The organism is Mycoplasma enhydrae (genome assembly GCF_017116825.1).
Lineage (GTDB): Bacteria > Bacillota_I > Bacilli_A > Mycoplasmatales > Metamycoplasmataceae > Metamycoplasma > Metamycoplasma enhydrae.
In genome coordinates, this window is record NZ_JAFIRD010000004.1 from 46930 (window position 1) to 70379 (window position 23450).

General features: G+C 29.7%; 36 protein-coding genes, 2 tRNA genes and 1 rRNA gene. 34 read left to right on the plus strand and 5 right to left on the minus strand.

Annotated elements, in window-relative coordinates:
• The first annotated feature begins 31 nt into the window (after window positions 1-31).
• Window positions 32-241: a 50S ribosomal protein L31 gene (gene rpmE, locus JXZ91_RS02120; RefSeq protein WP_205851366.1), complete on the plus strand. Its 210-nt coding sequence runs from the start codon at window positions 32-34 to the stop codon at window positions 239-241.
• Between the two features lie 70 nt (window positions 242-311).
• Here the strand turns inward: rpmE and JXZ91_RS02125 are convergent, their stop codons facing one another.
• The 3 genes from JXZ91_RS02125 to ileS all read right to left on the minus strand — a co-directional run bounded on the left by JXZ91_RS02125 (window position 312) and on the right by ileS (window position 3928).
• Window positions 312-560, minus strand: a complete 249-nt coding sequence (locus JXZ91_RS02125) for a hypothetical protein (protein WP_241006240.1) — start codon at window positions 558-560, stop codon at window positions 312-314.
• Between the two features lie 79 nt (window positions 561-639).
• Window positions 640-1266, minus strand: coding sequence for a signal peptidase II (locus JXZ91_RS03690; RefSeq protein ID WP_263752720.1), 627 nt, complete (start codon window positions 1264-1266; stop codon window positions 640-642).
• A complete protein-coding gene (gene ileS, locus JXZ91_RS02135; RefSeq protein ID WP_205851367.1) occupies window positions 1256-3928 on the minus strand; it encodes an isoleucine--tRNA ligase in 2673 nt (890 codons plus the stop codon). The genes JXZ91_RS03690 and ileS overlap by 11 nt, the downstream gene beginning before the upstream one ends.
• A 198-nt stretch (window positions 3929-4126) precedes the next feature.
• On the opposite strand from ileS, the gene leuS reads away from it, so the two are divergent.
• Window positions 4127-6532 (plus strand): leucine--tRNA ligase, encoded by a 2406-nt coding sequence (gene leuS, locus JXZ91_RS02140; protein ID WP_241006241.1) that lies wholly within the window; start codon window positions 4127-4129, stop codon window positions 6530-6532.
• 107 nt (window positions 6533-6639) lie between these two features.
• On the opposite strand, the gene JXZ91_RS02145 is transcribed toward leuS, so the two are convergent.
• Both JXZ91_RS02145 and JXZ91_RS02150 read right to left on the minus strand, forming a co-directional pair.
• A tRNA-Gln gene (locus tag JXZ91_RS02145) sits at window positions 6640-6714 on the minus strand.
• Between the two features lie 3 nt (window positions 6715-6717).
• Window positions 6718-6801: transfer RNA gene (locus JXZ91_RS02150), tRNA-Tyr, on the minus strand.
• Window positions 6802-6955: 154 nt separating this feature from the next.
• Here JXZ91_RS02150 and JXZ91_RS02155 point away from each other — a divergent pair.
• From JXZ91_RS02155 to JXZ91_RS02310, 32 genes are all read left to right on the plus strand, one after another.
• A complete protein-coding gene (locus tag JXZ91_RS02155) occupies window positions 6956-7168 on the plus strand; it encodes a TM2 domain-containing protein (protein ID WP_205851368.1) in 213 nt (70 codons plus the stop codon).
• Between the two features lie 203 nt (window positions 7169-7371).
• Entirely contained in the window at window positions 7372-7701 is a 330-nt protein-coding gene (gene rpsJ / locus JXZ91_RS02160) for a 30S ribosomal protein S10 (RefSeq protein WP_444850752.1), read from the plus strand.
• A gap of 83 nt (window positions 7702-7784) precedes the next feature.
• Entirely contained in the window at window positions 7785-8639 is an 855-nt protein-coding gene (rplC, locus tag JXZ91_RS02165) for a 50S ribosomal protein L3 (protein WP_205851369.1), read from the plus strand.
• Window position 8640: 1 nt separating this feature from the next.
• Window positions 8641-9735, plus strand: coding sequence for a 50S ribosomal protein L4 (gene rplD, locus JXZ91_RS03695; RefSeq protein ID WP_205851370.1), 1095 nt, complete (start codon window positions 8641-8643; stop codon window positions 9733-9735).
• Window positions 9735-10211: a 50S ribosomal protein L23 gene (rplW, locus tag JXZ91_RS02175; protein WP_205851371.1), complete on the plus strand. Its 477-nt coding sequence runs from the start codon at window positions 9735-9737 to the stop codon at window positions 10209-10211. The genes rplD and rplW overlap by 1 nt, the downstream gene beginning before the upstream one ends.
• An 83-nt stretch (window positions 10212-10294) precedes the next feature.
• Window positions 10295-11143 carry a 50S ribosomal protein L2 gene (gene rplB / locus JXZ91_RS02180; protein ID WP_205851372.1) on the plus strand — a complete coding sequence of 283 codons (849 nt, stop codon included), beginning with the start codon at window positions 10295-10297 and terminating at the stop codon, window positions 11141-11143.
• The gene (gene rpsS, locus JXZ91_RS02185; protein ID WP_205851373.1) at window positions 11143-11424 is read left to right on the plus strand and encodes a 30S ribosomal protein S19; all 282 of its coding nucleotides are present in this window, start codon (window positions 11143-11145) and stop codon (window positions 11422-11424) included. The genes rplB and rpsS overlap by 1 nt, the downstream gene beginning before the upstream one ends.
• A gap of 1 nt (window position 11425) precedes the next feature.
• Window positions 11426-11797 carry a 50S ribosomal protein L22 gene (gene rplV, locus JXZ91_RS02190; RefSeq protein ID WP_205851374.1) on the plus strand — a complete coding sequence of 124 codons (372 nt, stop codon included), beginning with the start codon at window positions 11426-11428 and terminating at the stop codon, window positions 11795-11797.
• The gene (gene rpsC, locus JXZ91_RS02195; RefSeq protein ID WP_205851375.1) at window positions 11797-12537 is read left to right on the plus strand and encodes a 30S ribosomal protein S3; all 741 of its coding nucleotides are present in this window, start codon (window positions 11797-11799) and stop codon (window positions 12535-12537) included. Before rplV ends, rpsC begins: the two co-directional genes overlap by 1 nt.
• Complete coding sequence (gene rplP / locus JXZ91_RS02200; protein WP_205851376.1) at window positions 12515-12952, plus strand: 50S ribosomal protein L16; 438 nt, start codon at window positions 12515-12517, stop codon at window positions 12950-12952. Before rpsC ends, rplP begins: the two co-directional genes overlap by 23 nt.
• 2 nt (window positions 12953-12954) lie before the next feature.
• The gene (rpmC, locus tag JXZ91_RS02205) at window positions 12955-13155 is read left to right on the plus strand and encodes a 50S ribosomal protein L29 (RefSeq protein ID WP_205851377.1); all 201 of its coding nucleotides are present in this window, start codon (window positions 12955-12957) and stop codon (window positions 13153-13155) included.
• Entirely contained in the window at window positions 13155-13436 is a 282-nt protein-coding gene (rpsQ, locus tag JXZ91_RS02210) for a 30S ribosomal protein S17 (protein WP_116171587.1), read from the plus strand. The genes rpmC and rpsQ overlap by 1 nt, the downstream gene beginning before the upstream one ends.
• Window positions 13429-13797, plus strand: a complete 369-nt coding sequence (gene rplN, locus JXZ91_RS02215; protein ID WP_205851378.1) for a 50S ribosomal protein L14 — start codon at window positions 13429-13431, stop codon at window positions 13795-13797. The genes rpsQ and rplN overlap by 8 nt, the downstream gene beginning before the upstream one ends.
• A gap of 2 nt (window positions 13798-13799) precedes the next feature.
• Complete coding sequence (gene rplX / locus JXZ91_RS02220; protein WP_205851379.1) at window positions 13800-14135, plus strand: 50S ribosomal protein L24; 336 nt, start codon at window positions 13800-13802, stop codon at window positions 14133-14135.
• 14 nt (window positions 14136-14149) lie between these two features.
• Window positions 14150-14704 carry a 50S ribosomal protein L5 gene (rplE, locus tag JXZ91_RS02225; protein ID WP_205851380.1) on the plus strand — a complete coding sequence of 185 codons (555 nt, stop codon included), beginning with the start codon at window positions 14150-14152 and terminating at the stop codon, window positions 14702-14704.
• Between the two features lie 11 nt (window positions 14705-14715).
• Window positions 14716-14901: a type Z 30S ribosomal protein S14 gene (locus JXZ91_RS02230; RefSeq protein WP_205851381.1), complete on the plus strand. Its 186-nt coding sequence runs from the start codon at window positions 14716-14718 to the stop codon at window positions 14899-14901.
• 2 nt (window positions 14902-14903) lie between these two features.
• The gene (gene rpsH, locus JXZ91_RS02235) at window positions 14904-15317 is read left to right on the plus strand and encodes a 30S ribosomal protein S8 (protein WP_205851382.1); all 414 of its coding nucleotides are present in this window, start codon (window positions 14904-14906) and stop codon (window positions 15315-15317) included.
• A 21-nt stretch (window positions 15318-15338) separates the two neighbouring features.
• Window positions 15339-15878, plus strand: a complete 540-nt coding sequence (rplF, locus tag JXZ91_RS02240) for a 50S ribosomal protein L6 (RefSeq protein WP_205851383.1) — start codon at window positions 15339-15341, stop codon at window positions 15876-15878.
• Window positions 15879-15898: 20 nt separating this feature from the next.
• A complete protein-coding gene (gene rplR / locus JXZ91_RS02245; RefSeq protein ID WP_205851384.1) occupies window positions 15899-16252 on the plus strand; it encodes a 50S ribosomal protein L18 in 354 nt (117 codons plus the stop codon).
• On the plus strand, window positions 16252-16890 hold the full coding sequence (rpsE, locus tag JXZ91_RS02250; protein WP_205851385.1) for a 30S ribosomal protein S5: 639 nt from the start codon (window positions 16252-16254) through the stop codon (window positions 16888-16890). The genes rplR and rpsE overlap by 1 nt, the downstream gene beginning before the upstream one ends.
• A gap of 21 nt (window positions 16891-16911) precedes the next feature.
• On the plus strand, window positions 16912-17346 hold the full coding sequence (gene rplO, locus JXZ91_RS02255; RefSeq protein WP_205851386.1) for a 50S ribosomal protein L15: 435 nt from the start codon (window positions 16912-16914) through the stop codon (window positions 17344-17346).
• Window positions 17346-18815: a preprotein translocase subunit SecY gene (gene secY / locus JXZ91_RS02260; RefSeq protein WP_205851387.1), complete on the plus strand. Its 1470-nt coding sequence runs from the start codon at window positions 17346-17348 to the stop codon at window positions 18813-18815. Before rplO ends, secY begins: the two co-directional genes overlap by 1 nt.
• Window positions 18809-19528: an adenylate kinase gene (locus JXZ91_RS02265; RefSeq protein ID WP_205851388.1), complete on the plus strand. Its 720-nt coding sequence runs from the start codon at window positions 18809-18811 to the stop codon at window positions 19526-19528. The genes secY and JXZ91_RS02265 overlap by 7 nt, the downstream gene beginning before the upstream one ends.
• Window positions 19522-20274 carry a type I methionyl aminopeptidase gene (gene map, locus JXZ91_RS02270; RefSeq protein ID WP_205851389.1) on the plus strand — a complete coding sequence of 251 codons (753 nt, stop codon included), beginning with the start codon at window positions 19522-19524 and terminating at the stop codon, window positions 20272-20274. Before JXZ91_RS02265 ends, map begins: the two co-directional genes overlap by 7 nt.
• A complete protein-coding gene (infA, locus tag JXZ91_RS02275) occupies window positions 20274-20489 on the plus strand; it encodes a translation initiation factor IF-1 (protein WP_205851390.1) in 216 nt (71 codons plus the stop codon). Before map ends, infA begins: the two co-directional genes overlap by 1 nt.
• Before the next feature lie 14 nt (window positions 20490-20503).
• Window positions 20504-20617: a 50S ribosomal protein L36 gene (rpmJ, locus tag JXZ91_RS02280; RefSeq protein ID WP_205851391.1), complete on the plus strand. Its 114-nt coding sequence runs from the start codon at window positions 20504-20506 to the stop codon at window positions 20615-20617.
• A 3-nt stretch (window positions 20618-20620) separates the two neighbouring features.
• Complete coding sequence (rpsM, locus tag JXZ91_RS02285) at window positions 20621-20989, plus strand: 30S ribosomal protein S13 (protein WP_205851392.1); 369 nt, start codon at window positions 20621-20623, stop codon at window positions 20987-20989.
• A gap of 2 nt (window positions 20990-20991) precedes the next feature.
• A complete protein-coding gene (rpsK, locus tag JXZ91_RS02290) occupies window positions 20992-21366 on the plus strand; it encodes a 30S ribosomal protein S11 (protein ID WP_205851393.1) in 375 nt (124 codons plus the stop codon).
• Between the two features lie 39 nt (window positions 21367-21405).
• On the plus strand, window positions 21406-22461 hold the full coding sequence (locus JXZ91_RS02295; protein WP_205851394.1) for a DNA-directed RNA polymerase subunit alpha: 1056 nt from the start codon (window positions 21406-21408) through the stop codon (window positions 22459-22461).
• Entirely contained in the window at window positions 22461-22826 is a 366-nt protein-coding gene (gene rplQ, locus JXZ91_RS02300) for a 50S ribosomal protein L17 (protein ID WP_205851395.1), read from the plus strand. The genes JXZ91_RS02295 and rplQ overlap by 1 nt, the downstream gene beginning before the upstream one ends.
• 18 nt (window positions 22827-22844) lie before the next feature.
• Window positions 22845-23042: a 50S ribosomal protein L32 gene (gene rpmF / locus JXZ91_RS02305; RefSeq protein ID WP_205851396.1), complete on the plus strand. Its 198-nt coding sequence runs from the start codon at window positions 22845-22847 to the stop codon at window positions 23040-23042.
• 304 nt (window positions 23043-23346) lie between these two features.
• Window positions 23347-23450, plus strand: a 16S ribosomal RNA gene (locus tag JXZ91_RS02310); the annotation flags it as partial.

Genomic DNA, 23450 nt, shown 5'->3' on the forward strand with positions numbered 1-23450 from the left:
GTTAATTAACTTATACTCAAAGGAGCATGCTATGAAAAAAGAAATTCACCCAAAATATGCTGAAATTAAAGCTACATGTTCATCATGTAATTCAGAATTTAGTTTTGGTTCAACTGCTGAAAAAGTATCTCTAGATGTTTGCTCTAATTGTCATGCATTCTACACTGGAAACCGTAGCGATGTTAAAGCTCGTGGACGTGTAGAAAGATTTAATAAGATATTAGAAAAATCAAAAAAATAGTGCTAATTAGCAGAGAAAAATAATTAAAACTCAGAATGATTATTGTCATCTGAGTTTTTTGTTAATTTAGCTAAATACAATAATGGAAACCAACTTTAAAGCCACTTGAATTGTCTCCATCATCTCATTTAGCACTAAAACCATCTTTTGTTTTAATTTCACCTTTAGATGAGCCAACACTTCTAATGAGGCCCACAGTAGAAGTTAATGTTGACATAATTACTGGTAAAGCTGCTAATATAGAACCAATAATACCACTTATGGCAACTCCACCAACTAGTTCATCACATTCTTTCTTATTTAATTTTGTTAAGTTCATTTATTTACCTCCACCTATATCTATAGCAATAATTTGCCATTTAATTATTAGTTTGAGAAAAAGATAAGAAAAACAGCCATTATATTTGGCTGTTAGTAAATTGTGAGTCTTCATTATTTTCTTGATTTTGTATTTGTGCTTCTAATTTTTGTTTTTTCTTATTTTTAATAAATATAACTAAGTTGTAAATTAAAATTGATAAGAATGTGCCTATGGCTCCTAAAACTAATCACACATCAGCAATATTAAATACTCCATGATTTGCTCAAGGAAGATTAATTATATCTCTAACTCCCTTGAAAGCAAACCGGTCATACATATTACCAAAAGATCCAGCACTAATCATAGCTAAGAATACAACAATAAAAGCTTTTCTATCTTTAATAAAAGTAACTCCAAACATTGAACCTAAAATTATTAAAAAACTTATTGTATGTAATATTGCTAAGTTGCTTTCGAATATTCCTATTGTTGTTCCTTTATGTAAAACAGAGCGTATTATCATAAAAGAACTACCCATTCGAAAATCTTCGTCAACAATAAGATTAGCCTTATCTTTTCATCTAAATAAAAAGCCTTTTGTTAATAGGTCTACTAATGAAAAAATGAACATTAAACCAATAAATACTGATAAGTTAATAACAATAGTTTTTCAATTAGTTTTTCAGTATTCTTTTGAAAAATATTTGATTTTTTTATCTTCCATTAATAACCTCCTCACAGCGTCTACAAATTTTAAGATCATTATTAAAATCAATTTCTTCAAAATGATTTCAACATCTTAAACATTTTTTAGATTCTAATTTACTTACAGAATTTTGAACACCAAATTCAACTTTGGCAACCATTAATAATTTAGTAAGAGGTAATGATTTAATAAAACTTGAATTTGTTTTTATTATTACAAGTGCTTCATTTTGTCTCTTAATCGTTTGATTTTGAATTTGTTCTTCAATTAGTTTATAAATTTCATCCTTAATTTCAAAGAATTCATTTCATTTTTCTTCCAAACTTAAATCAACTTTGTTAGATAAATTTCATTTTAATAAATGAACAGATTCAAGTTTATTAGGCTTATTGTAATATTCATAAACCTCTTCCATGGTAGTAGGTAAAATAGGAGCAAGTATTTGAACTAGAGTTTCAATAACAGCTGCGAATACACTTTGAACTTGTCTTCTTTCATTTGAGTTTTGTTTATCTAAATATAAAATATCCTTGGTTATTGAAATGTAATATGAACTTAAATCAATTATAAAATTATTTACTTCCTTAATTACATTAACAAAACGATAGTTCTCATAGTAATTTAAAACTCTGCACTCTAAATTTCTTAGTTTTGCTAATACTAAAGCATGAATTCCTTCAATTTCTATTTTCTTAAAATCAAAATCATCTAGCCCACCAAGCATAAATTTAATGGTGTTTCTTAATTTACGATAAATTTCTACATTTTGGTCCAGTATTTTGTTATCTATACTTATATCAGCTGTGTATTCTGAATTAGCTGCTCATAAACGTAATATATCAGAACCATATTTTTTAACTACTTCTAATGGATCAACTGTATTGCCTAATGATTTAGACATTTTTCTTCCCTTACCATCCAAAGTAAAGCCATGAGATAAAAATGCCTTAAAAGGTGATTTATTTCTTCAAGCAACAGAATTAATCATTGAACTATTGAATCATCCTCTATACTGGTCTGAACCTTCTAGATACAAATCAAATGGTGCTTCGATATTATTAGGTTTAACTCCTAAAGAAGTTGAACCTGAATCAAATCACACATCCATGATGTCATTTTCTTTGCTAAAGCCCTGATTACGATATTTAGCAGGTAAAAGTTCGTCTACACTTTTTTCATATCATATATTTGAACCATGCTTTTTAACTAAATCAATTACATAATCAAAAATATCTTCTTTTAAAACAGGATTCTTATTTTTGTCATAAAAAACAATAATTGGCACACCTCAAGATCTTTGTCTTGATATACATCAAGTATCGCGATTTTCAAGCATTAATTTAAGTCTATTTTTTGATCAATCGTTATATGTTTTGACATTATTGATTTCATCAATTATTTTTTGCTTAATAGGTTTTAGTGATACAAATCATTGTGGTGTTGCACGATACATAATAGGTTGATGAGTTCTTCAATCATGTGGATATGAGTGCTTGATTTTTTTAAATCCAAGTAGTAGGTCATTTTGTTCAAGAAATTGACCAATCAAAGGATTGGCATCATTATAAAATAAACCTTTAAATTCTAAAGCTAAATCATTTAGCATTCCATCATCTTCAACGTGCATAATTTTTTTAAGGTTATTTTTTGTGCCAATAATAAAGTCATCTTCACCAAATAATGGCGCCATATGAACTAAACCTGTACCACTTTCAAGACTAACATGGTGCCCTTCAACAATAGGACAAATTAATTTGTTAATTGGGCTTTCATATTTAACATCTAATAGCTTTTGACCGGTAAAAGATTTGCCAACAATATCATATTTTTCTCATTTACATGCTGTAACAACACTTTCAAGCATTTCTTTAGCAACAATATAGTTTTTGTTATTAACCTTAACTTTTATATATTCAAAATCTTTATTAACAGCTACACCAGAATTAGCAATCAAAGTTCAAGGGGTTGTAGTTCAAATTAAAATATAATCATTAGAATTTACAAGCACATTACCTTCTTTAATTTTAAAAGCAACATATAAAGATGGAGAAATATGGTCGGCATATTCTACTTCTGCTTCAGCAAGTGCCGATTGTGATGATGGCGATCAATAAATAGGTTTTAAGTCTTTATATATCAAACCATCAAAAATCATTTTTTTAAATAGTTTTAATTGCTCAGCTTCAAAATCTTTATTAAGAGTAATGTAAATTTCAGAAAAATCAGTTAACAGTGAAAGTTGTTTAAATTGCTCTTTTTGCTTTTCAACTTGGCCTAATGCATATTTTTCACATGCTTTTCTTAGTTCAGCAATTGAAAAATCTTTAGCTGTCATTTTTCTTTCTAATAGCATTTTGTGTTCAATTGGTAAACCATGAGTATCTCAACCTGCTACGAAGGGGCTATAAAAACCTTGCATACTTCTAAAACGTACAATAATATCCTTTAAAATTTTGTTTAAGGCATGTCCCACATGTATGTTTCCATTTGCATATGGAGGTCCATCATGTAAAACAAAAGACTTATTATTTTTGTTTTGTTCTAAAACTTTTTTATGCAAGTTGATATCTTGTCATCTTTGTCTAAAAATAGTTTCTTTTTCAGCTAAATTAGCCTTCATTGAAAAATCTGTTTTAGGCATTAGTAATGTGTTTTTATAATCTTTATTTTTTTCTTCCATAAAACTACCTCTTTATAATTTTTTTGAAAATAATATATAAATTTTACAACATTTTAATTTAAAAAAAAATGTTTGTCAAATTAGAAGCTTTTGAAGCATAAAACTATTCTCAATTTAAGCAAAAATTTATAAGAATAGTGAATGTAAAAATTTATTTTAAATTTTAAAAAAAATGCTTATTAATGTAAAATTAATATCATGTATAATCACAAAATAATTGAAAAAAAATGGCAAGATTTTTGAGAAAAAAACGAATCTTTTAAAACAACTGAAAAACATAATAAAAAAGCATATATTTTAGACATGTTTCCTTATCCTTCTGGCGCAGGGTTACATGTAGGCCATTTAGAAGGCTACACTGCAACTGATATTATTTCACGTTATAAAAGATTAAATGGTTATGATGTTCTACATCCTATTGGCTGGGATGCCTTTGGTTTACCTGCCGAGCAATATGCTCTAAAAACTGGAAATCATCCAGCACCTTTTACACTAAAGAACATTGATAATTTTAGAAGACAACTAAAATCAATGGGTTTTTCATATGATTATAAAAAAGAAATAAATACAACTGATCCGAAATTTTATGTTTGAACACAATGAATTTTTAAAGAACTATATAAACAAGGCTTAGCTTCAATTGAAGAAGTTGATGTTAATTGATGTGAGGGCTTGGGTACTGTTTTAGCTAATGAAGAAATTATTGAAGTTAATGGTCAAAAAGTATCCGAAAGAGGCAATTATCCAGTTATAAAGAAACCTATGAAACAATGGGTTCTAAAAATAACTGCTTATGCTGACAAACTATTAGAAGATTTAGACAAATTAGACTGACCTGAAAGCTTAAAATTATTACAAAAAAATTGAATAGGTAAATCTGAAGGTCATGTTGTTGAATGAAAAATTTTAAATTCAACTAAAAACCTTCAAACATTTACCACCAGACTAGATACTATTTTTGGAGTTTCAGTTTTAGTAATTAGTCCAGAACACCCTTTATTATTAAGTATATGTTCATTTGATAAAAAACCAGAAATTAAAGAATACATTGCTGAAGCTAAAACTAAAAATGAATTAGAACGTGCTCAGTTAAATAAACATAAAACTGGTTTATTTACAGGTGCTTATGCCATTCATCCATTAACAAATCAAAAAATTCAAATATGAGTTTCAGATTACGTTTTAATGAATTATGGCACAGGAGCTGTAATGTCAGTTCCTGCACATGATGAAAGAGATTATGAATTTGCTAAAAAATTTAATCTAAAAATTGAAAGTATAATTGATTCAAAAAACCTACCATTCACAGGCAATGGCAAACACATTAATTCAGATTTTGCTAATGGCTTCAATAATGCTCAAGCCACTGAAAAAATTTATAACGCCTTAAAAAATATAAATGCTGTTAATAAAAAAACAAACTATAAATTAAGAGATTGAATTTTTTCACGTCAAAGATATTGAGGTGAACCGTTTCCAGTTTTATTTGATGAAGAAAATAAAATATATTTAGTTAAAGAATTAGTAGCATTGCCAGAAATAAAAAACATTAAACCATCAGGCTCAACTGAGGGCCCACTGGCAAATGCCACAAAATGATTAAATGTAGAATGAAAAGGTAAAAAATATCGTCATGATACAAATGTCATGCCTCAATGAGCTGGTTCAAGTTGATATTTTTTAGCTTACATTTTAAAAAATGAAGATGGTTCATACTTGGCTTTAGATAGTGATGAAGCCAAAAAACGATTTGAAAACTGAATGCCTGTTGATTTATATATAGGTGGTCAAGAACATGCTGTATTGCACTTACTTTATGCAAGATTTTGACATCGCTTTTTATATGATTTAGGTGTGGTTAATACTAAGGAACCATTTGCTAAACTAATTAATCAAGGTTTAATTTTGGGTCCAGATGGTCAAAAAATGTCAAAATCACTAGGAAATGTTATTAGTCCTGATGGGTTAGTTGAATCACATGGAGCTGATGCTTTAAGAATTTATGAAATGTTTATGGGACCATTAACTGATTCTAAGTCTTGAAATACTGATTCATTAAATGGTATTAGGAAGTTTTTAGATAAAATATATAATCTAATTAATTATCTAAAAGATAACATTGATTTAAGTGTTAAACATGAAGAATTAGATAGCAAAATAAATCAATTAATTTTGGATATTAATGAAAATATTAAAAGATATAAATTTAATATTGCAATTAGTAAATTTATGGTGTTTATTAATTATTTAGTTAATATTAAAAAAATTAATTCATCAAGTATTATTAAAAATTTTGCAATCATGTTATCTCCTTTTGCGCCCCATTTATCTGAAGAGTTTTTAGAAATGATAAATGAAAAACCAATTCAATATCAATCATGGCCATATGCTGAAAAAGACAAAATTTTAATTTCAAACCCTCAAATTGGAATTCAAATAAATGGAAAAGCCAGAGGGCAAATTGAAATCCTACCAACTTGAACTAAGGAAGATGTTATTAATAATGCCCTAAAAATTCCTTCAATTCTAAAATGAATCGAAAAAAAAGAAATAGTTAAAACAATATATGTTGAAAATAAAATTATTAACATAATTGTTAAATAGATTAATTCAAGATATGTGAGCCTTAATAAGTTCACATATTTTATTTTTATAAAATTTAAATAAAAAAATATGAAACCTAAGCTTCATATTTAATCGTATAGACGATATGGCTGCCCTTGTTAGATTCGAACTAACGGATGACGGTACCAAAAACCGCTGCCTTTCCACTTGGCTAAAGGGCAAAATGGTGGAGGGGGAGGGATTCGAACCCCCGAACCGTTAGGAAGTGGGTTACAGCCACCCGCGTTTGGCCGCTTCGCTACCCCTCCGCAATATTGCATGTTAAATTATAATATAGAATTAAATTTTTTACAAAAAAATATCAATATCTTAAGAATAAGCAAAAGTTTGTAAATTTATTATCTTATTTAAAATATAATATTACTGATTTCAAAAGAAAATATTATAAATAAGGAGATATAAATGTCACATAAAAGTAGACTAGTTTTAACAATATTATCATTTTTTCTAGGTTGAATTGGTATTGATAGATTTTATGGAGGAAGAATAGGTTTAGGAATACTTAAAATATTCTTTGGACTTGGTATATGACACTTAGTAGATTTCATTTTAGCAGCTTGTGGGCAACAAAAAGACGATAATGGAAACTACATATCAAATTGAAAAACTAAATAGAAATCAAGTTTTTATGAATTTTGGAAAAAGCAAAGCGTTTTTGCTTTTTTCTTTTGTCTAAAATAAAAAAATTCAAAATTTTACTAAAAAAAATTGTTTTGTTATAATTAATTAGCAATCTATGCAAAGAAACATAAGGTTACGATATGCCAAGCTTAGTTGTTCATCTCGGATATTGAGAACTTATGTGGAGTACTTCATTAATGAAGAAGGAGAACAAACACATGTCAAAACTAGAAATTAAAATCAAGGCTTTTGATGCACAATTAGTAGAAGATGCTGCTAAAAAAATCGTCTTACTAGCTAAAACTGAAAAAGCAACAGTGAGTGGACCAATTCCTTTACCAACAAAAAAAGAAATTGTAACTATTTTGAGATCGGTTCACGTTAACAAAAAATCACGTGAACAATTCGAAAGTAGAACTCACAAACGTTTAATCATTTTGTCAGGCGTTTCAGAAACATTAGCCGATAAAACAAAAAGATTAGAACTGCCAGCTGGTGTTCAAATAAGTGTTAAATCTGTAGCTTAATATACAGATTATTATTTTTTAAATTTTAATATAACACGCGTAAGAACAACAACTGTAAATATTTAAATATCGAAAGGAAAAATATGAAGGGAATCTTAGGAAGAAAAGTTGGAATGACTCAGCTATTCACATCAGAAAGTAAATTAATACCTGTGACCATAGTTGAAGTTAAACCAAATGTTGTTACTAATGTATTAACCCAAGAAAAAAATGGGTACGTTGCAACACAACTTAGTTTAGAAGATAAGAAAAAATCTCAAATTAAGAAACCTGAAATCAACCATTTCAAAAAATCAAATACAACACCTAAGCGATTCGTTAAAGAAATCCGTAACATGACTGGATTAAGTTTAGGAGATACAATAGATGCCTCAATTTTTGATGGCGGAGATATTGTTGACGTTACGGCAATTTCAAAGGGAAAAGGATTTGCTGGTGCAATTAAAAGATGAAACCAACACATCGGACCTAAATCTCACGGTGGTGGTGGTGGTTCACAACCTATAAGACAAACTGGATCTATTGGAGATATCTCTGGTAATAGAGTTTGAAAAGGTATGACAATGCCAGGACATTTAGGAGCTGAACAAGTAACTATTCAAAATCTTGAAGTTGTTAAATCAGATTCAGAAAACAATTTATTGTTAATTAAAGGAAGTGTTCCTGGAGCTAAAGGTGCTTTATTAGTTATTAAGAATGCTAAAAAATCAATTCAAAAGAAAGCAGAAATAAAACTTGTTAACTTAAAAGAAGCACTTGCTAAAAATGAAATTTTTGAACAAGCTAAAAAATACAATCTTGAATTAAATATGGAAATGTCATTAAAACAAATGAAAGCAGCACTAGCAGAAGCAATCGAAAACGAAGCTAAAGCAGCAGCTGAAGCTAAAGAAGCTGAACAAACACCAGAACAAGAAACAAATGAAGGAGATAAATAATATGACTAAAGTTGTAGATAAATACTATATCTCTGAAAAATCAGATAGTTCTGGAAAAATCTCATTTAATTTCAAGAAGGCCAAAGAAAAAATTTCAGGAAACTTTGTTAACTTTTTAGATGCAGTAAATGAATTTATTAGTGTTAGTGAAAAATCCGAAAATGATACTCGTGTATGATTCCATAGAAATGGTACATATAGCGGAAGTGTAAATTTAGACAAAGCAAGAATTATAGCTAATAGAGTTTCAGAAGCTAAAGTTGAAAATGAAAAAGCAATCGAATTTATTGAAAAAGAAAATTTAATAGATAAACCAGTAGCTAAAGCATCATCAACCACAACTAACGAAACTTCAAAAACTAAAGAAACTACTACACCTAAAAAAGAAGCTAAAGCTAAAGAAACTAAAGAAACTACACCAGTTAAAAAAGAAACAAAACCAGTTTCAAAAACGACACCTGTAGTTAAAACTTCTTCAAGTGCTAAAGTTAGTGCAAAACCTAAAAAAGAATCATCAGCTAACTTACCAAAATCTGTATTTGGATTAGAAAAAATCTATGCTCAAGCAGTTTTTGATGCTATTATGGCTGAAAGAGGTGCAAAACGTTTAGCAACTCATAAAGTTAAAAATCGTGGTGAAGTTAGTGGAACAGGTAAAAAACCATGAGCCCAAAAAGGTACTGGTAGTGCCCGTGCAGGTTCAAAAAGAAGTCCTGTATTCGTAGGTGGTGGTAGAGCTTTCGGTCCAACCATTGAAAGAAACTACGATTTAAAAATTAATAAGAAAGCTCGTAAAAATGCTTTATTCTCAGCGCTAACAATGTTAGCTAAAGAAGATTCAGTTTTAGTTAGAGACTACAAATTAGAAGAAATTTCAACTAGAGCATTATTAGTTGAATTAAACAAAAACAATTTGATTAATTTAAATAATGTTTTAATAATTTCTTCAGACGAAAAAGTGTTTAAATCAGCAAGAAATTTACCTAATGTTCATGTATCAAAAGTAACATCATTATCAATTGAAGCACTAGTTGCAGCAGATGTAATGATTATTAGTGAACAAGACATTAAATTCTTAGAAGGGATGGCAAAATAATGAATATAAATGAAGTTATTAAATATCCAGTTCTAACTGAAAAATCAGAAATTGCAAGATCTAATCACAATGTTTATACATTTGTAGTAGATAAAAGAACAAACAAAATCGAAGTTAAAAAAGCAGTTGAATTCATTTTTGATGTTAAAGTTGAAAAAGTTAACATTATGAATTATGATAAAAAACCCGCTAAATTAGGTAGATATCAAGGTTTTAAAAACGCAGTTAAAAAAGCAATCGTTTACTTAGATCAAAACTCAAAAATAGTTTTATTTGCTGAAGAAGCTAAAGAAGCTCAAAAGGCAGCGGAAGAAACTAAAAAAGAAGCTAAAAAAGAAGAACCTAAAGAAATTTCAGAAGCTGAAAAGAAAGCAGCTGAAAAAATTAAAAAAGCAGCAGAAGCTAAAGCTAAGGCGGAACCAAAACCAAAACCAGCTGCTAAAACAACTAAAAAAGCAGATCTTGATAAAGAATAATTGAAATATAAGATTATGCTAAAAATAAAATAATTAAGAATCTTAAAAGATAAAAATATTTTTAAGAAACGGAGAAAACAAAAATGGCTATTAAAAAATTTAAAGCATATACTAATGGTCGCCGTAATATGTCTTCTCTTGATTACCAAGCAAATCTAACTGGGCATAAACCAGAAAAATCATTGCTTGTTGCCCTTGCTTCACATGCAGGTAGAAATAATCAAGGTAAAATAACAACCCGTCACCACGGTGGTAGATTAAAAAGATTCTATCGTATCATCGATTTCAAAAGATATACTAAAGATGGAATCGAAGGTACTATCAAAACTATTGAATATGATCCAAATAGATCAGCAAACATTTCATTAGTTGTATACCGTGATGGAGAAAAAAGATATATCATCAGTCCAAAAGGTATTAAAGTCGGACAAAAAGTTGTATCAGGTGAAAAAGTTGATATTCAAATTGGTAATAACTTACCACTTATGAATATCCCTGAAGGTACATTTGTTCACAATATTGAACTACAGCCTAAACAAGGTGGAATAATCGCCCGTTCAGCTGGTAGTTCAGCTCAAATTTTAGGTAAAGATGAATCAGGAAAATACATCATCTTAAGACTAAAATCAGGCGAAGTAAGAAAAGTTCTAGGAGTTTGTCGTGCCACAATTGGTGAAGTAGGAAACGAAGAACACTCACTAGTAAACATTGGTAAAGCTGGTAGAAATAGACTAAGAGGTATTAGACCTACAGTTAGAGGTTCAGCAATGAACCCTAATGATCACCCACATGGAGGTGGTGAAGGTCATCAACCTATTGGAAGAAAATCACCAATGACACCATGAGGTAAAAAAGCTCTTGGAGTTAAAACTAGAGCAACTAAAAAAGCATCTAACCAATTTATTATTAGAAGAAGAAAGGAAGCTAAATAATGTCTCGTTCATTAAAAAAAGCACCGTTTGTTGATGATCATTTAATGAAAAAAGTTGTTGCAATTATTGAAAACAAATCTCCAAAACGTCCAATTAAGACATGATCAAGACGTTCAACAATATATCCGGATTTCATTGGATTAACATTCCAAGTACATAATGGACATGCATTTATTGATGTGTTTGTTACAAATGATATGGTTGGACATAAATTAGGTGAATTTGCACCTACAAGAACATTCAATGGACATGGCGCTGATAAAGCTAAAGGAAAGAAATAATATGAAACAAGTAGTTAAAGCATCAGTTAATATGCAAAGAATCAGCCCAAGAAAAGCTAGATTAGTTGCAGATTTAATTCGTTATCAATCAGCTACCAGAGCATTAGTAATTTTGCAAACAACAAACAAAAAAGCATCAGCAATTATCCTTAAACTTCTAAACTCAGCAATCGCTAACGCAACTAATAATAATGGTATGGATGCCACAAAATTATTTATAACCAAAATTTTGGTTAATGATGGTCCTACATTAAAAAGATATCAACCTCACTCACGTGGAAGAGCTTTTCCAATTTTAAAAAGAACAAGCCATTTCTATATTGAATTAGCAGAAATGGATTTTGAAGAAATGAATAATAAGGAGGCAAAATAATGGGTCAAAAAGTAAATCCTAATGGCTTTCGTTATGGTATAACAAAGCCACATAATACAACTTGATATTCAGATAAAAAAGATTTTGCCAACTTATTATTAGAAGATCAAAAAATATATGATTTCTTTGATAAAAAAGTTCGTGAATACCAAATTGGTAACGTTCAAATTAAAAGAAATCAAAATAAAAATGTTATTGTTTATGTTTATACAGCAAAACCAGCTTCTTTATTAGGAACTAATGGTGAAAACATTAAAGCATTAACATTATCATTAAAAAAAGAATTAAAAAACAAAAACCTAAACATTAATCTTGAAGTTATGGAACTAAAAAGCCCTGATTTAAATGCAAGATTATTAGCTGAAGGAATAGCAATCAAACTAGAAAATCGTGGTAGCTTTAGAATGGCTCAAAAAATGGCAATTAAAAGTGCTATGAAAGCTGGAGCTAAAGGTATCAAAACCTCAGTTGCTGGTCGTCTAAATGGTGTTGACATGGCTAGAACTGAAGGATACACCGAAGGTGAAATGAAACTACATACTTTAAGACAAAATGTTGATTATGCAGTTGCAAGAGCAAAAACTACATATGGAATTTTAGGAATTAAAGTATGAGTATCACTAGGTGAAATTCTAGATGCTAACAAAAAGAATAATGAATTTTTAGAAACTAAACCAGAAAGAAAACCAAGAGCACCAAGAAAAGGCGGTGAAAAAAATGCTTCAACCAAAGAGAACTAAGCATAGAAAAATGTTTCGTATCCGTCATGACAAGGTAAAAGCAAGTCGAAACAACACAGTTTCATTTGGAGAATTTGGTCTAAAATCAACTTCTTCAGCATGAATTAGTGCTAGACAAATCGAAGCTGCCCGTATTGCAATTACTCGTCGTATGGGTCGTGAAGGAAAAGTTATTATTAAAATATTCCCACATATGTCAAAAACTTCAAAGCCTATTGGAGTTCGTATGGGTTCTGGTAAAGGTAGCCCAGATCAATGATTTGCAGTTGTTAAAGAAGGAACTGTAATGTTTGAAGTAATGGGTAACCAAGTAGATGTTATGAAAGATGCCTTAAGATTAGGCGGACACAAATTACCAGTTACTTGAAAAATTGTTGCAAAAGAAACTGAAGTTAACCTTCAAGGAGATAAATAGTTATGACTTATGCTGAATTATCAAAAAAATCAATCGAAGAATTAAACAAAATCTTAGATGATTTAAAAGCAGAATTATTTTCATTACGTTTTAAAAATGCAACACGTCAACTAGACCAAACACATAAAATTGATTTAATTAAAAAAGATATTGCAAGAACACTAACAGCTTTAAACTTTAAAAAACAAGAAGGAGATAAATAATGGAACAAGTAAGAGAAAACCGTCGTAAAAAACTTGTTGGAACTGTAATTAGTACAAAAAACGAAAAAACCATTACTGTTATAGTTGAAACATACGAAAAACACCCATTATACTCAAAACGTTTCAAGAAATCAAAGAAATTTGCTGTTCATGATGAAAAAAATGAAGCAAAAATTGGTGATGTAGTTGAAATTCAAGAAACAAGACCACTTTCAAAAACAAAACACTTTAGATTGGTAGAGATTAAATCTCACGCAATTGGAGGAAACGAAAATGCTTAGAGAATTTTCTAGATGTAATGTAGCTGACAACTCAGGAGCTAAAAAAGTTATGATTATTAAAAACTTAGGTGGCTCAATTGTTAGAAGCACCAATATTGGTGATGTAGTTGTTGTTACAGTTAAAAAAGCAATGCCAAACTCAGTAGTTAAAGAAGGTCAAGTTTTAAAAGCTGTTATTGTTAGATCAAAAAGAGGATTGTCACGTGAAAATGGTTCATACATTAGATTTGATGACAATGCTGTTGTTTTAATTAAAGAAGATGGTTCTATGAGAGGAACCCGGGTATTTGGTCCTGTGGCAAGAGAATTACGTGACAAGGGTTATTTAAAAATAATTTCACTAGCACCGGAGGTTTTATAATTATGGCTCAAGCTAAAATTAGAAAAAACGACCTTGTTTTAGTCATCTCTGGTAAATCAAAAGGTAAATTTGCTTCTGTATTAGCAACAAATACTAAAAATAATACTGTTATTCTAAAAGATATAAATATGAAAACCAAACACCATAAACCTTCACAAGAAAACACCGAAGGTAAAATTGAAAAAAAAGAATATCCAATCCATGTTTCAAATGTGGCTTATCTAGCTAAAAAAGGTGCTGAAGGCCAAAGATCAATTGGTACAAAAATTGGATGAAAAGTTGATACAAAAACCGGCAAAAAACAACGTGTTATGAAAAAAGTTAATAAGGTTATCTAGAAAGGAGTTTTATTATGGCTAAATTAGAATTAGAAAAAAAATATTTAGAAAAAATTCGTCCAGAATTAGTTAAAGAATTCGGATATTCATCAATAATGCAAGCTCCTAGATTACAAAAAATAGTTGTTAACATGACAGCTGGCAATGAAGTATCAAATTCAAAAGCTATAGAAGAAGTTATGGTTGAACTAGCTCAAATTACTGGTCAAAAACCATATCAAACAGTAGCAAAAAAATCATTGGCATCTTGAAAATTACGTGAAGGTATGCCAATGGGTGGAAAAGTAACATTAAGACGTCAAAGAATGTGATCATTTTTAACAAAATTAATTAATGTTGCTTTACCTCGTGTTCGTGACTTTAATGGTACAAGCACAAAAAGTTTTGATGGCCAAGGAAACTATGCTATCGGAATTAAGGAAGAAATTATTTTCCCAGAAATTTCATTTGATAAAATCCGTAAATTAAAAGGTATGGATATTATATTAGTAACCACTGCAAAGACAAATCAAGAAGCTTTTTCTTTATTAAAACAACTTGGAATTCCATTTGCAAAAGGCAATAATTAAGGAGATTATACATGGCAAGAAAATCATTAATGGTTAAAGCTGAACGTGAACCAAAATTTTCTTCAAGAAAATACACACGTTGCCAAATTTGTGGCAGAGTTCATGCTGTTTTACGTAAATATAAAATTTGTAGAATTTGTTTTAGAGAATTAGCACATGAAGGTAAAATCCCTGGTGTAAAGAAAGCGAGCTGATAATTATGGCTATTATTACAGATCCAATAGCAGATATGTTTATTAGAATTAAAAATTCAATTTCAAGAAAATATCATGAAGTTGTTTTACCACATTCTTCAAAGAAAGAAAAAATCCTTGAGATTTTTCAAAGAGAAGGATATATTGCTTCATATGAAGTAATTAGTCCTAAAGAAAAAGGCTTTAAGCAATTAAAAGTTACTTTGAAATACAAAGGAATGAACCAAAACCAATCTGCAATCACCGATATTAAAAGAGTATCAAAACCAGGTCTAAAAGTATATTCATCATCAGAAAAATTACCACGTGTACTAAGTGGTTATGGTACAGCAATTATTTCTACTTCAAAAGGCTTATTAACAGATAAAGAAGCACGAAAAGCCAACTTAGGTGGCGAAGTTGTTGCTTTCATTTGATAATAAGATTTTAAGGAATTAAATATGTCAAGAATTGGAAAAAGAATTTTAGCAATTCCAACAGGAGTAGAAGTTAATTTAAACAATAATCACATTATTATAAAAGGTAATTTAGGACAATTAGAATATACATTTTCACCCTTAATTTCAGTTGTTGTAGAAAACAATGAAATTAAAACATTAAGAGCTAATGAAGAAAAAACTACAAAACAATTACATGGAACAACAAATGCCAATATTAATAACATGTTAATCGGAGTTTCAAAAGGTTACAAAAAAGAAATCGAAATCAAAGGTGTTGGTTATAAAGCCACCCTTAAAGGAAATGCAATTGAAGTTATTGCGGGTTATTCACATACTGTGACAAAAGAAATACCTTCAAATTTAAAAGTTGAAGTACCGAAACCTACAAATATTATTATTTCAGGTATTGATAAACAAGCAGTTGGAGAATTTGCTGCAAACATTAGAGATATTAGACGTCCTAGCCCATATTCAGGTAAAGGTATTATGTACAAAGATGAAGTTATTAGACGTAAAGAAGGAAAAACTGCTGCTAAATAGTAGTTTGATTAGGAGAAATTATGTTATCTAGAAACAAAAAACGTAAAGCTAAACATTTGAAGATTACAAATAAATTAGCAAAGGGAACAGCATCTAGACCTCGTGTAGTTGTATTTAAATCATTACACAATTTCTATGCACAAGCAATCAACGATGCCAACCATACTACATTAGCTTCATTTTCAACTAGACAATTATCTGACAAAGACAAAGGAAACAATATCTCAACTGTAAAATTAGTTGCTAAAGAATTTGCATCTAATCTAAAAAAAGCAAAAATTTCGGAAATTGTTTTTGACCGTTCAGGTTACATTTACCATGGTAAATTAGCAGCTTTTGCTGATACATTAAGACAAGAAGGGATTAAATTCTAATGGCTGAAGAAATTAAAAAAGAAAAAACCGAAACTGCTAAGGGTACAAAAGTAGTTTTAGCTCCAAAAAAAGAAATCAAAAAAGAAGCTTCAACTAATAAATCAAATACCGAAAGAAAAACTTTTAGTACTAAAAGATCATTTAATTCAATACAACCAAAAATATTTGAAGAAAAAGTTATTGATATTGCCAGAGTTACAACCGTTGTTAAAGGTGGAAGAAGATTTTCATTTTCAGCATATGTTGTAGTTGGTGATAAAAAAGGTAAAGTAGGCTTTGGACACGGAAAAGCAAATGAAGTTCAAGACGCAATCAAAAAAGCTGTTAAAGATGCACAAAAGAAAGTTTTTTCAGTTCCAATTGTAAAAGGAACTATTCCACATGAAATTAGAGAGAAATTCCTAGCTTCAAAAGTACAACTACGTCCTGCTCCTAAAGGTACAGGAATTGTTGCCTCTAACACTGTTCGTGCTGTTGTCGAATTAGCAGGATATACTGATATTTCAACCAAAACATATGGTTCAAGAACAAAACATAATATTATTCATGCAACCGTTAAAGCACTTAAGAAAATTAGAACAGTAGAAGAAATTGCTAAATTACGTGACATCGATGTTAAACATTTATTAGCAAAATAATATATTTAAGGAGAAATTATTATGAAATTACATAATTTAAAAGCAACCTTAGGTGCTCGTAAACAAAAACATCGTGTTGGACGTGGTCATGCAGCTGGTAAAGGTAAACAAGCAGGTAGAGGTCAAAGTGGTCAAACAAAACGAAGCACAGTTAGATTAGGTTTTGAAGGTGGTCAATTACCACTATTTAGAAGAATACCAAAACGTGGTTTTAATAATGTTAACCATGTTGAATATCAAGTAATAAATCTTAAAGACTTAGAAGAAAGATTTAGTGCTAATGATATCGTTTCATATGAAACATTAACAGAAAAAAGACTAATTAAAGGTTCTTTACCTGTTAAAATTTTAGGAAATGGCTCGTTAACTAAAAAGCTAACAGTTAAAATTCCTACTCTTTCACAATCAGCAAAAGCTGCGATTGAAAAAGTTGGAGGAAAAATCGAGGTTCAATAATGGCTAAGAAATCGAATTTGGAAAAGGACACATACAACAAAAGACTTGAACGCAAATTAGCGATTGATAAGTTTTTTGCTGAAAAACGAAATACATGAACAGAGTGATGAAAAAACCATGATCTTTTTAAAAAGATTTTGTTCACTCTATTTATCATTGCCCTTTTCTTGGCTGCTGGTACAATTACATTACCAGGAGTTGAATTAGCTAATCAAGATAAATTGGGCCAAGGTGATTTTTTTGGAATATTAAATTTAGTTGGTGGTGGAGGATTGCGTAGATTCTCCATTGTTGCATTAGGAATAGGTCCATTTATTTCGTCAAGTTTAGTCATGATGATCTTACAGACCAAAGCATTCCCGGCAATATATCGCCTAAGTCAATCAGGACCGCTTGGGAGAATAAAAATTAATTTTATTACTTATACAGTTACATTATTCTTTGCAATTTTCCAAGCAATTTTAATTACTAGAGCCCTAGTTAATCCTACTGATAATTTTGGAATTATTTTTAGTCCAAATTTAGTTAAAATACTAGGAGCAAAAGGCGCTAGTGCATATCAATGATTTGTTATCCCTTTATTATTAATAGCTGGTTCATTCTTTTCATTATTTTTATCAGAACAAATCACAAATAAAGGTGTTGGAAATGGTACAAGTTTAATAATCTTCGTAGGTATTGCTAGTTCACTTATTCCAACTTTTAGACATGCATTTGAGTACTACATGCCTTCAGTAAAAAATAATAATTCAGTTGTTTTAAAAGAAACATTGAATTTTGTAGTTTACATATTAGCTTATTTATTAGTAATATTCGTTGTAACTATATTTTCTTTAGCTGAAAGACGAATTCCAATTCAACAAGTTGGAGCTGGACTTTCAAAAACAGAAAAAGAACTAAGTTATTTACCAATAAAAGCTAATCCTGCAGGAATTATGTCAGTAATTTTTGCAATGATGGTTTTATCACTACCAACAATGATTGCAGGTCTATTTAATCCTGATACAAGTAGATACTACCAATGAGTATATGCAAATCTTCAATTAACTCAGCCTCTAGGATTTTTCCTATTCGTAATTATTACCTTCGGGCTAACAATTCTAATGGGAATTCAACAATCTAAGATTGATAAAATTAGTGAAGATTTTGCAAAAAGTAGTACTTTTATTCCTGGAATTAGACCTGGAGAACAAACAGAAGACTATTTATTAAATACAGTTTTAAGATTATCATTCTTTTCAGCTGGTTATTTAATAATCTTAGGTGCCTTACAATTTATTCAACAAATGTTTGGCATACCTGCACCAATTGCTTTTGGTGGAACTTCAATCATGATTCTTGTTTCAACAGCAACTGAAACTGTTCAACAAATTCAAGCAAGATATAAATCTCAAGAACTTGCTCGTAAAAGAAGAATGATTAGAGAATTAAAAGAAGTATATGGAGAGGAAGAAGATTTAATATGATAAATAAATGTTCTTGCCAATGCAAGTGCACATGTACTTGCGATTGCAAATGTAACAATTCTAAAAAAGAGCCAAATTTAATTTTAATTGGTCCGCCTGGAGCTGGAAAAGGTTCAATTGCAAGTTTACTTGTAAAACAATTTAATTATTTCCAATTTTCTACGGGTGATATGTTTCGTCAAGAAATTAAAAACAAAACGGAACTAGGAAAAAAAATTCAAATCATATTAGATTCTGGTAAATATGTAGATGATGCAATTACTAATGAATTAGTTGAAAAAAAATTAACAGAATTAGTAGCACAAAACAAACCTTTTATTTTAGATGGATATCCAAGAACGATTGATCAAGCAAAATTTTTAGAACAATTAGAAGCTAAAAATGTCATTATTGATAAAGTTGTTGTTTTAAAAATAACTGATGATCAAATTATTGAACGTTTATCAAAAAGAAGAGTTTGTCCAGCATGTAAAACTATTTATCACTTAGAATCATTTCCTCCAATCGACAACAAGTTTTGTAAAAAATGTCAGGCAGAAGTTATTAAACGTCCTGATGACGAAGCAGATGTTGTCTTAAAGCGTTTGGCAATCTATGAAAGCCAAACAAAATGTTTAATAGATTTTTATAAAAATAAAAATATAGCTATTGAAATTAATAGTTATCAAGAATTTAAAAAAGTTTATTCAGACGTAAAAGAGGCTTTAAAATGATAAAAATCAAAAATCAAATTGAGATTAATAAAATTAAAAAAGCCTGTTCAATCTTGGCAGAAGTCAAAACAATTTTATGAGACTTTATAAGACCAGGTGTTTCTTTAAAAGAAATAGACAGCGTCGCTTTTAAAGAAATTGAAAAACGAGGCGGTAAACCAGCATTCTTGGGACAATATGGATTTCCAGGAGTTTGCTGTATATCCGTAAATGAAGAATTAATTCATGGTATTCCTTCGGATTACATTGTTAAAGATGGTGACATTATAAAAATTGATACTGGCGTAATTTGAGAAGGATACTATTCTGATTCAGCTTTTACAAAGGGAATTGGAAATATTAGCGACAAAGACAAAGAATTAATTCAAGTAGCTAAAGACGCTTTTTATGCTGGCTTTAATGCGATTAAAGTAGGCAAAAGAATTGGTGATATATCTGCTGCTATAGGTAACTATATTAGACAAAAAGGATACTATACACCAGACGAATATTGTGGTCATGGAATTGGTAAACACTTACATGAAGACCCATATGTATATAATGACGGCTTACCTAATACTGGGCCAATTATTAAAAATGGGATGGTCATATGTATTGAACCCATGATTTTACAAAAATCTAAAAAAGTTACAACAAAAAAAGATAATTGAACCGTTGTAGACCCATTGGGCTACAATACTGCGCACTATGAACAAACAGTTTTAATTGATAATGGTGAAGCATACATTTTATCAGGAGATAACATTTAATGGCAAAAGACGCAATTAGAATGACAGGCAAAATTACCAAAATGCACTCAACCAAGGACTATGATGTTTTATTAGAAAATGGAATTGAAATTAAAGCTTTCATTTCGGGAAAAATGTCATTGCATAACATTAGGATGATTCCTGGTGACAGTGTTGATGTGGAATTAAGTCCATATGATATGACTAAGGGTAGAATTGTCTTTCGTCACAAATAACTTAAGGAGATAATATGAAAGTTAGAGCTTCAATCAAACGAATTTGTAAAGATTGCAAAATCATTAAAAGAAACGGTGTTAATAGAGTGATTTGTATAAATCCAAAACATAAACAAAGACAAGGATAGAACATGGCTAGAGTTTTAAATATAGAAATTCCAAATAACAAAAAAGCTCGTATTTCATTAACATACATTTTTGGTATTGGTCCATCAATCGCTAAAAAAATCTTAGCAGATGCCAATGTCGATGGTGAAAAAAGAGTTAAAGAACTAACAGAAGAAGAATTAACACGTATCAGAGATGAAGCAAAAAAATATAATACCGAAGGTGATTTAAAAAGAGAAATTAACCTAAACATTAAAAGATTAATGGAAATTAAGTCATACCGTGGTATTAGACATAGAAAAGGATTGCCAGTTAGAGGACAATCTACAAAGAAAAATGCAAGAACAAGAAAAGGCCCAAGAAAAACAATTGCAGGAAAGAAAGGTAAATAATAATGGCTAAAAAGAATAAAAAAATTATTACCCAAGGTGTAGCACACATACACTCTACCTATCAAAATACAATTGTTTCTTTTTCAGATTTAAAAGGTAATGTTTTTGCATGATCATCATCAGGTGCAATTGGATATAAAGGTACAAAGAAAAAAACTCCATATGCAGCTGGACTAGCTGCTGCAGCAGCAGTTGAAAAAGCTAAAGAATTTGGTCTAAAAGAAGTATCAATTTTAGTAAAAGGTGTTGGTCCAGGTAAATCAACAGCTCGTAAACAAATTGAAGCAAGCGGTTTTAGTATCAAAGAAATTAAAGATGTAACTCCAACTCCACATAACGGTACACGTCCTCCAAAGAAAATTCTTAAGAGAGTATAAAAATTACTAGATTAAAAAAATAATTGAAGAGAGGATATTATGGAAAAAATTCAAAAAATAACATATAAGGAATTGGCAGCTGAAAGAATTAACGACTTTAATACAACTTTTGTAATTGAACCATTATCACGTGGTTATGCTAATACAATGGGAACAGTTTTAAGAAGAACTTTATTATCTTCAATAACATCTGTAGCTCCATTTGCAATTAAAATTAACAACGTGGAACATGAATTTCAAACAATTAATGGCATTAGAGAAGATGCAATAACTTTAGTTAAAAACATTAGAAGCATTCGTTTCGTTTACAAACCCGAGTTTTTTGAAAAAAATAACTTGGCAAAAGTTTCATTTAAATCAAATAAGGAAGGTGCAATTTTAGCTTCAGATATAACAAATCTTTCTGGACTTGAAATTGTTAATAAAGATCAATACATCGCCGATATTGCTAAAGGCGGAAGTCTAGAATTTGATTTATTTTTAAGATCAGGTAGAGGTTTTATTGACTTTGAAGAAAACAAAGCCGTTATTAACCAGTATGGTCCAAGATTAGAATCAAGTATTAGCCGTGGTCAATTTTTAGCTATGGATAGTGACTTTAGTCCTATTAAAAAATGTGCAATATCATTTGAAGAACTAAACAGTTCATCAAAATTAATTGAAGAAAGACTAAAAATTAAAATTGAAACAGATGGCACCATTGAAGCTAAGGATGCTTTGGAACAAGCTGCTCAAATAATTGTGGCGCATTTCCAAATAATTGGTAACATTGATGCTTTAGAAACTATTAAATTATTTGATGATAATAAACAAAATCAACAAAAAGATATTAAAGCATCTTTTTCAATTGAAAAATTAGGTCTAACAATAAGATCACTAAACGCTTTAAAAAGAGCTAAATATAATACAGTTGAAGAATTAATGAAACTAACTGATGAAGATTTATCTAACATTAAAAACTTAGGTAAAAAATCAATCGAAGATATTATTCAAAAAAGAAACGAATGACAAGCAAGAGTCGGTAAGAGTTCAGAAGATGATGACATAATAGAATCATTTAGTCAATTAAATAATCAAGCAGAGGGAGATGAATAATGGCAAATCCAAAGCAAGTATTTCGTAGAAATACAGAATGATGAAACCATGTGAAAAGATCATTAGTTACAGACTTATTAATTCATGGACAACTAAAAACCACTTTAGAACGAGCAAAAAGAATTAGATCATCGGCTGAAAAAATGATTACTTTAGGCAAGAAAAATACTCTTGCTACCCGTAGACAAGCAGCAAAATTTTTAAGATTAATTCCTTCAAAACACGAAAACAAAGATTCATTACAATATTTATTTGATGTTATAGCACCAAAATACGCACAACGTAATGGTGGATATACAAGAATTATTAAAATTAATAACCGTGCAGGTGATAACGCTAAAATGGCTATTATTAAATTAGTATAGGATTTAGGAGAATTTATTATGGCAATAGTTCCAAAACGAAAAACTTCAAAACAAAGAAAACATTTAAGAAGAAGCCACCACGCTTTAGTGCCAACAACATTAGTAGAATGTTCACACTGTAAACAATTAATAATTCCTCACCAAGCATGTAAATATTGTGGATTTTATAAAGAAGAAAAAGTTCTTAAAAATGCAATTAATGACAAGATCAAATAATTAAGCTTTATGACGGTAGACAACCGTCATTTTTTATTATTTTTTTAGCGTAATAATTAAGATTTTTATTATAATAATAAGGCTATTTATTCTTTTATCAAAATTTAAATGTAGCAAATATAAAATATTAATTATTTTTATTTAAAAATATTTAATGTGTATAATATTATGAGTATGTTCTTTAAGACACATTTTAAAGGATACACTTGAGATAGTTCTTTGAAAACTGGATACGAATACCATAACGTCAATTTAATTTATTTAAATAACAAAAAACAAACCAAAAACATAATAACCAAAATCAAATTTTAAGAGTTTGATCCTGGCTCAGGATGAACGCTGGCTGTGTGCCTAATACATGCATGTCGAGCGAGGTTTCTTTTGAAATCTAGCGGCGAATGGGTGAGT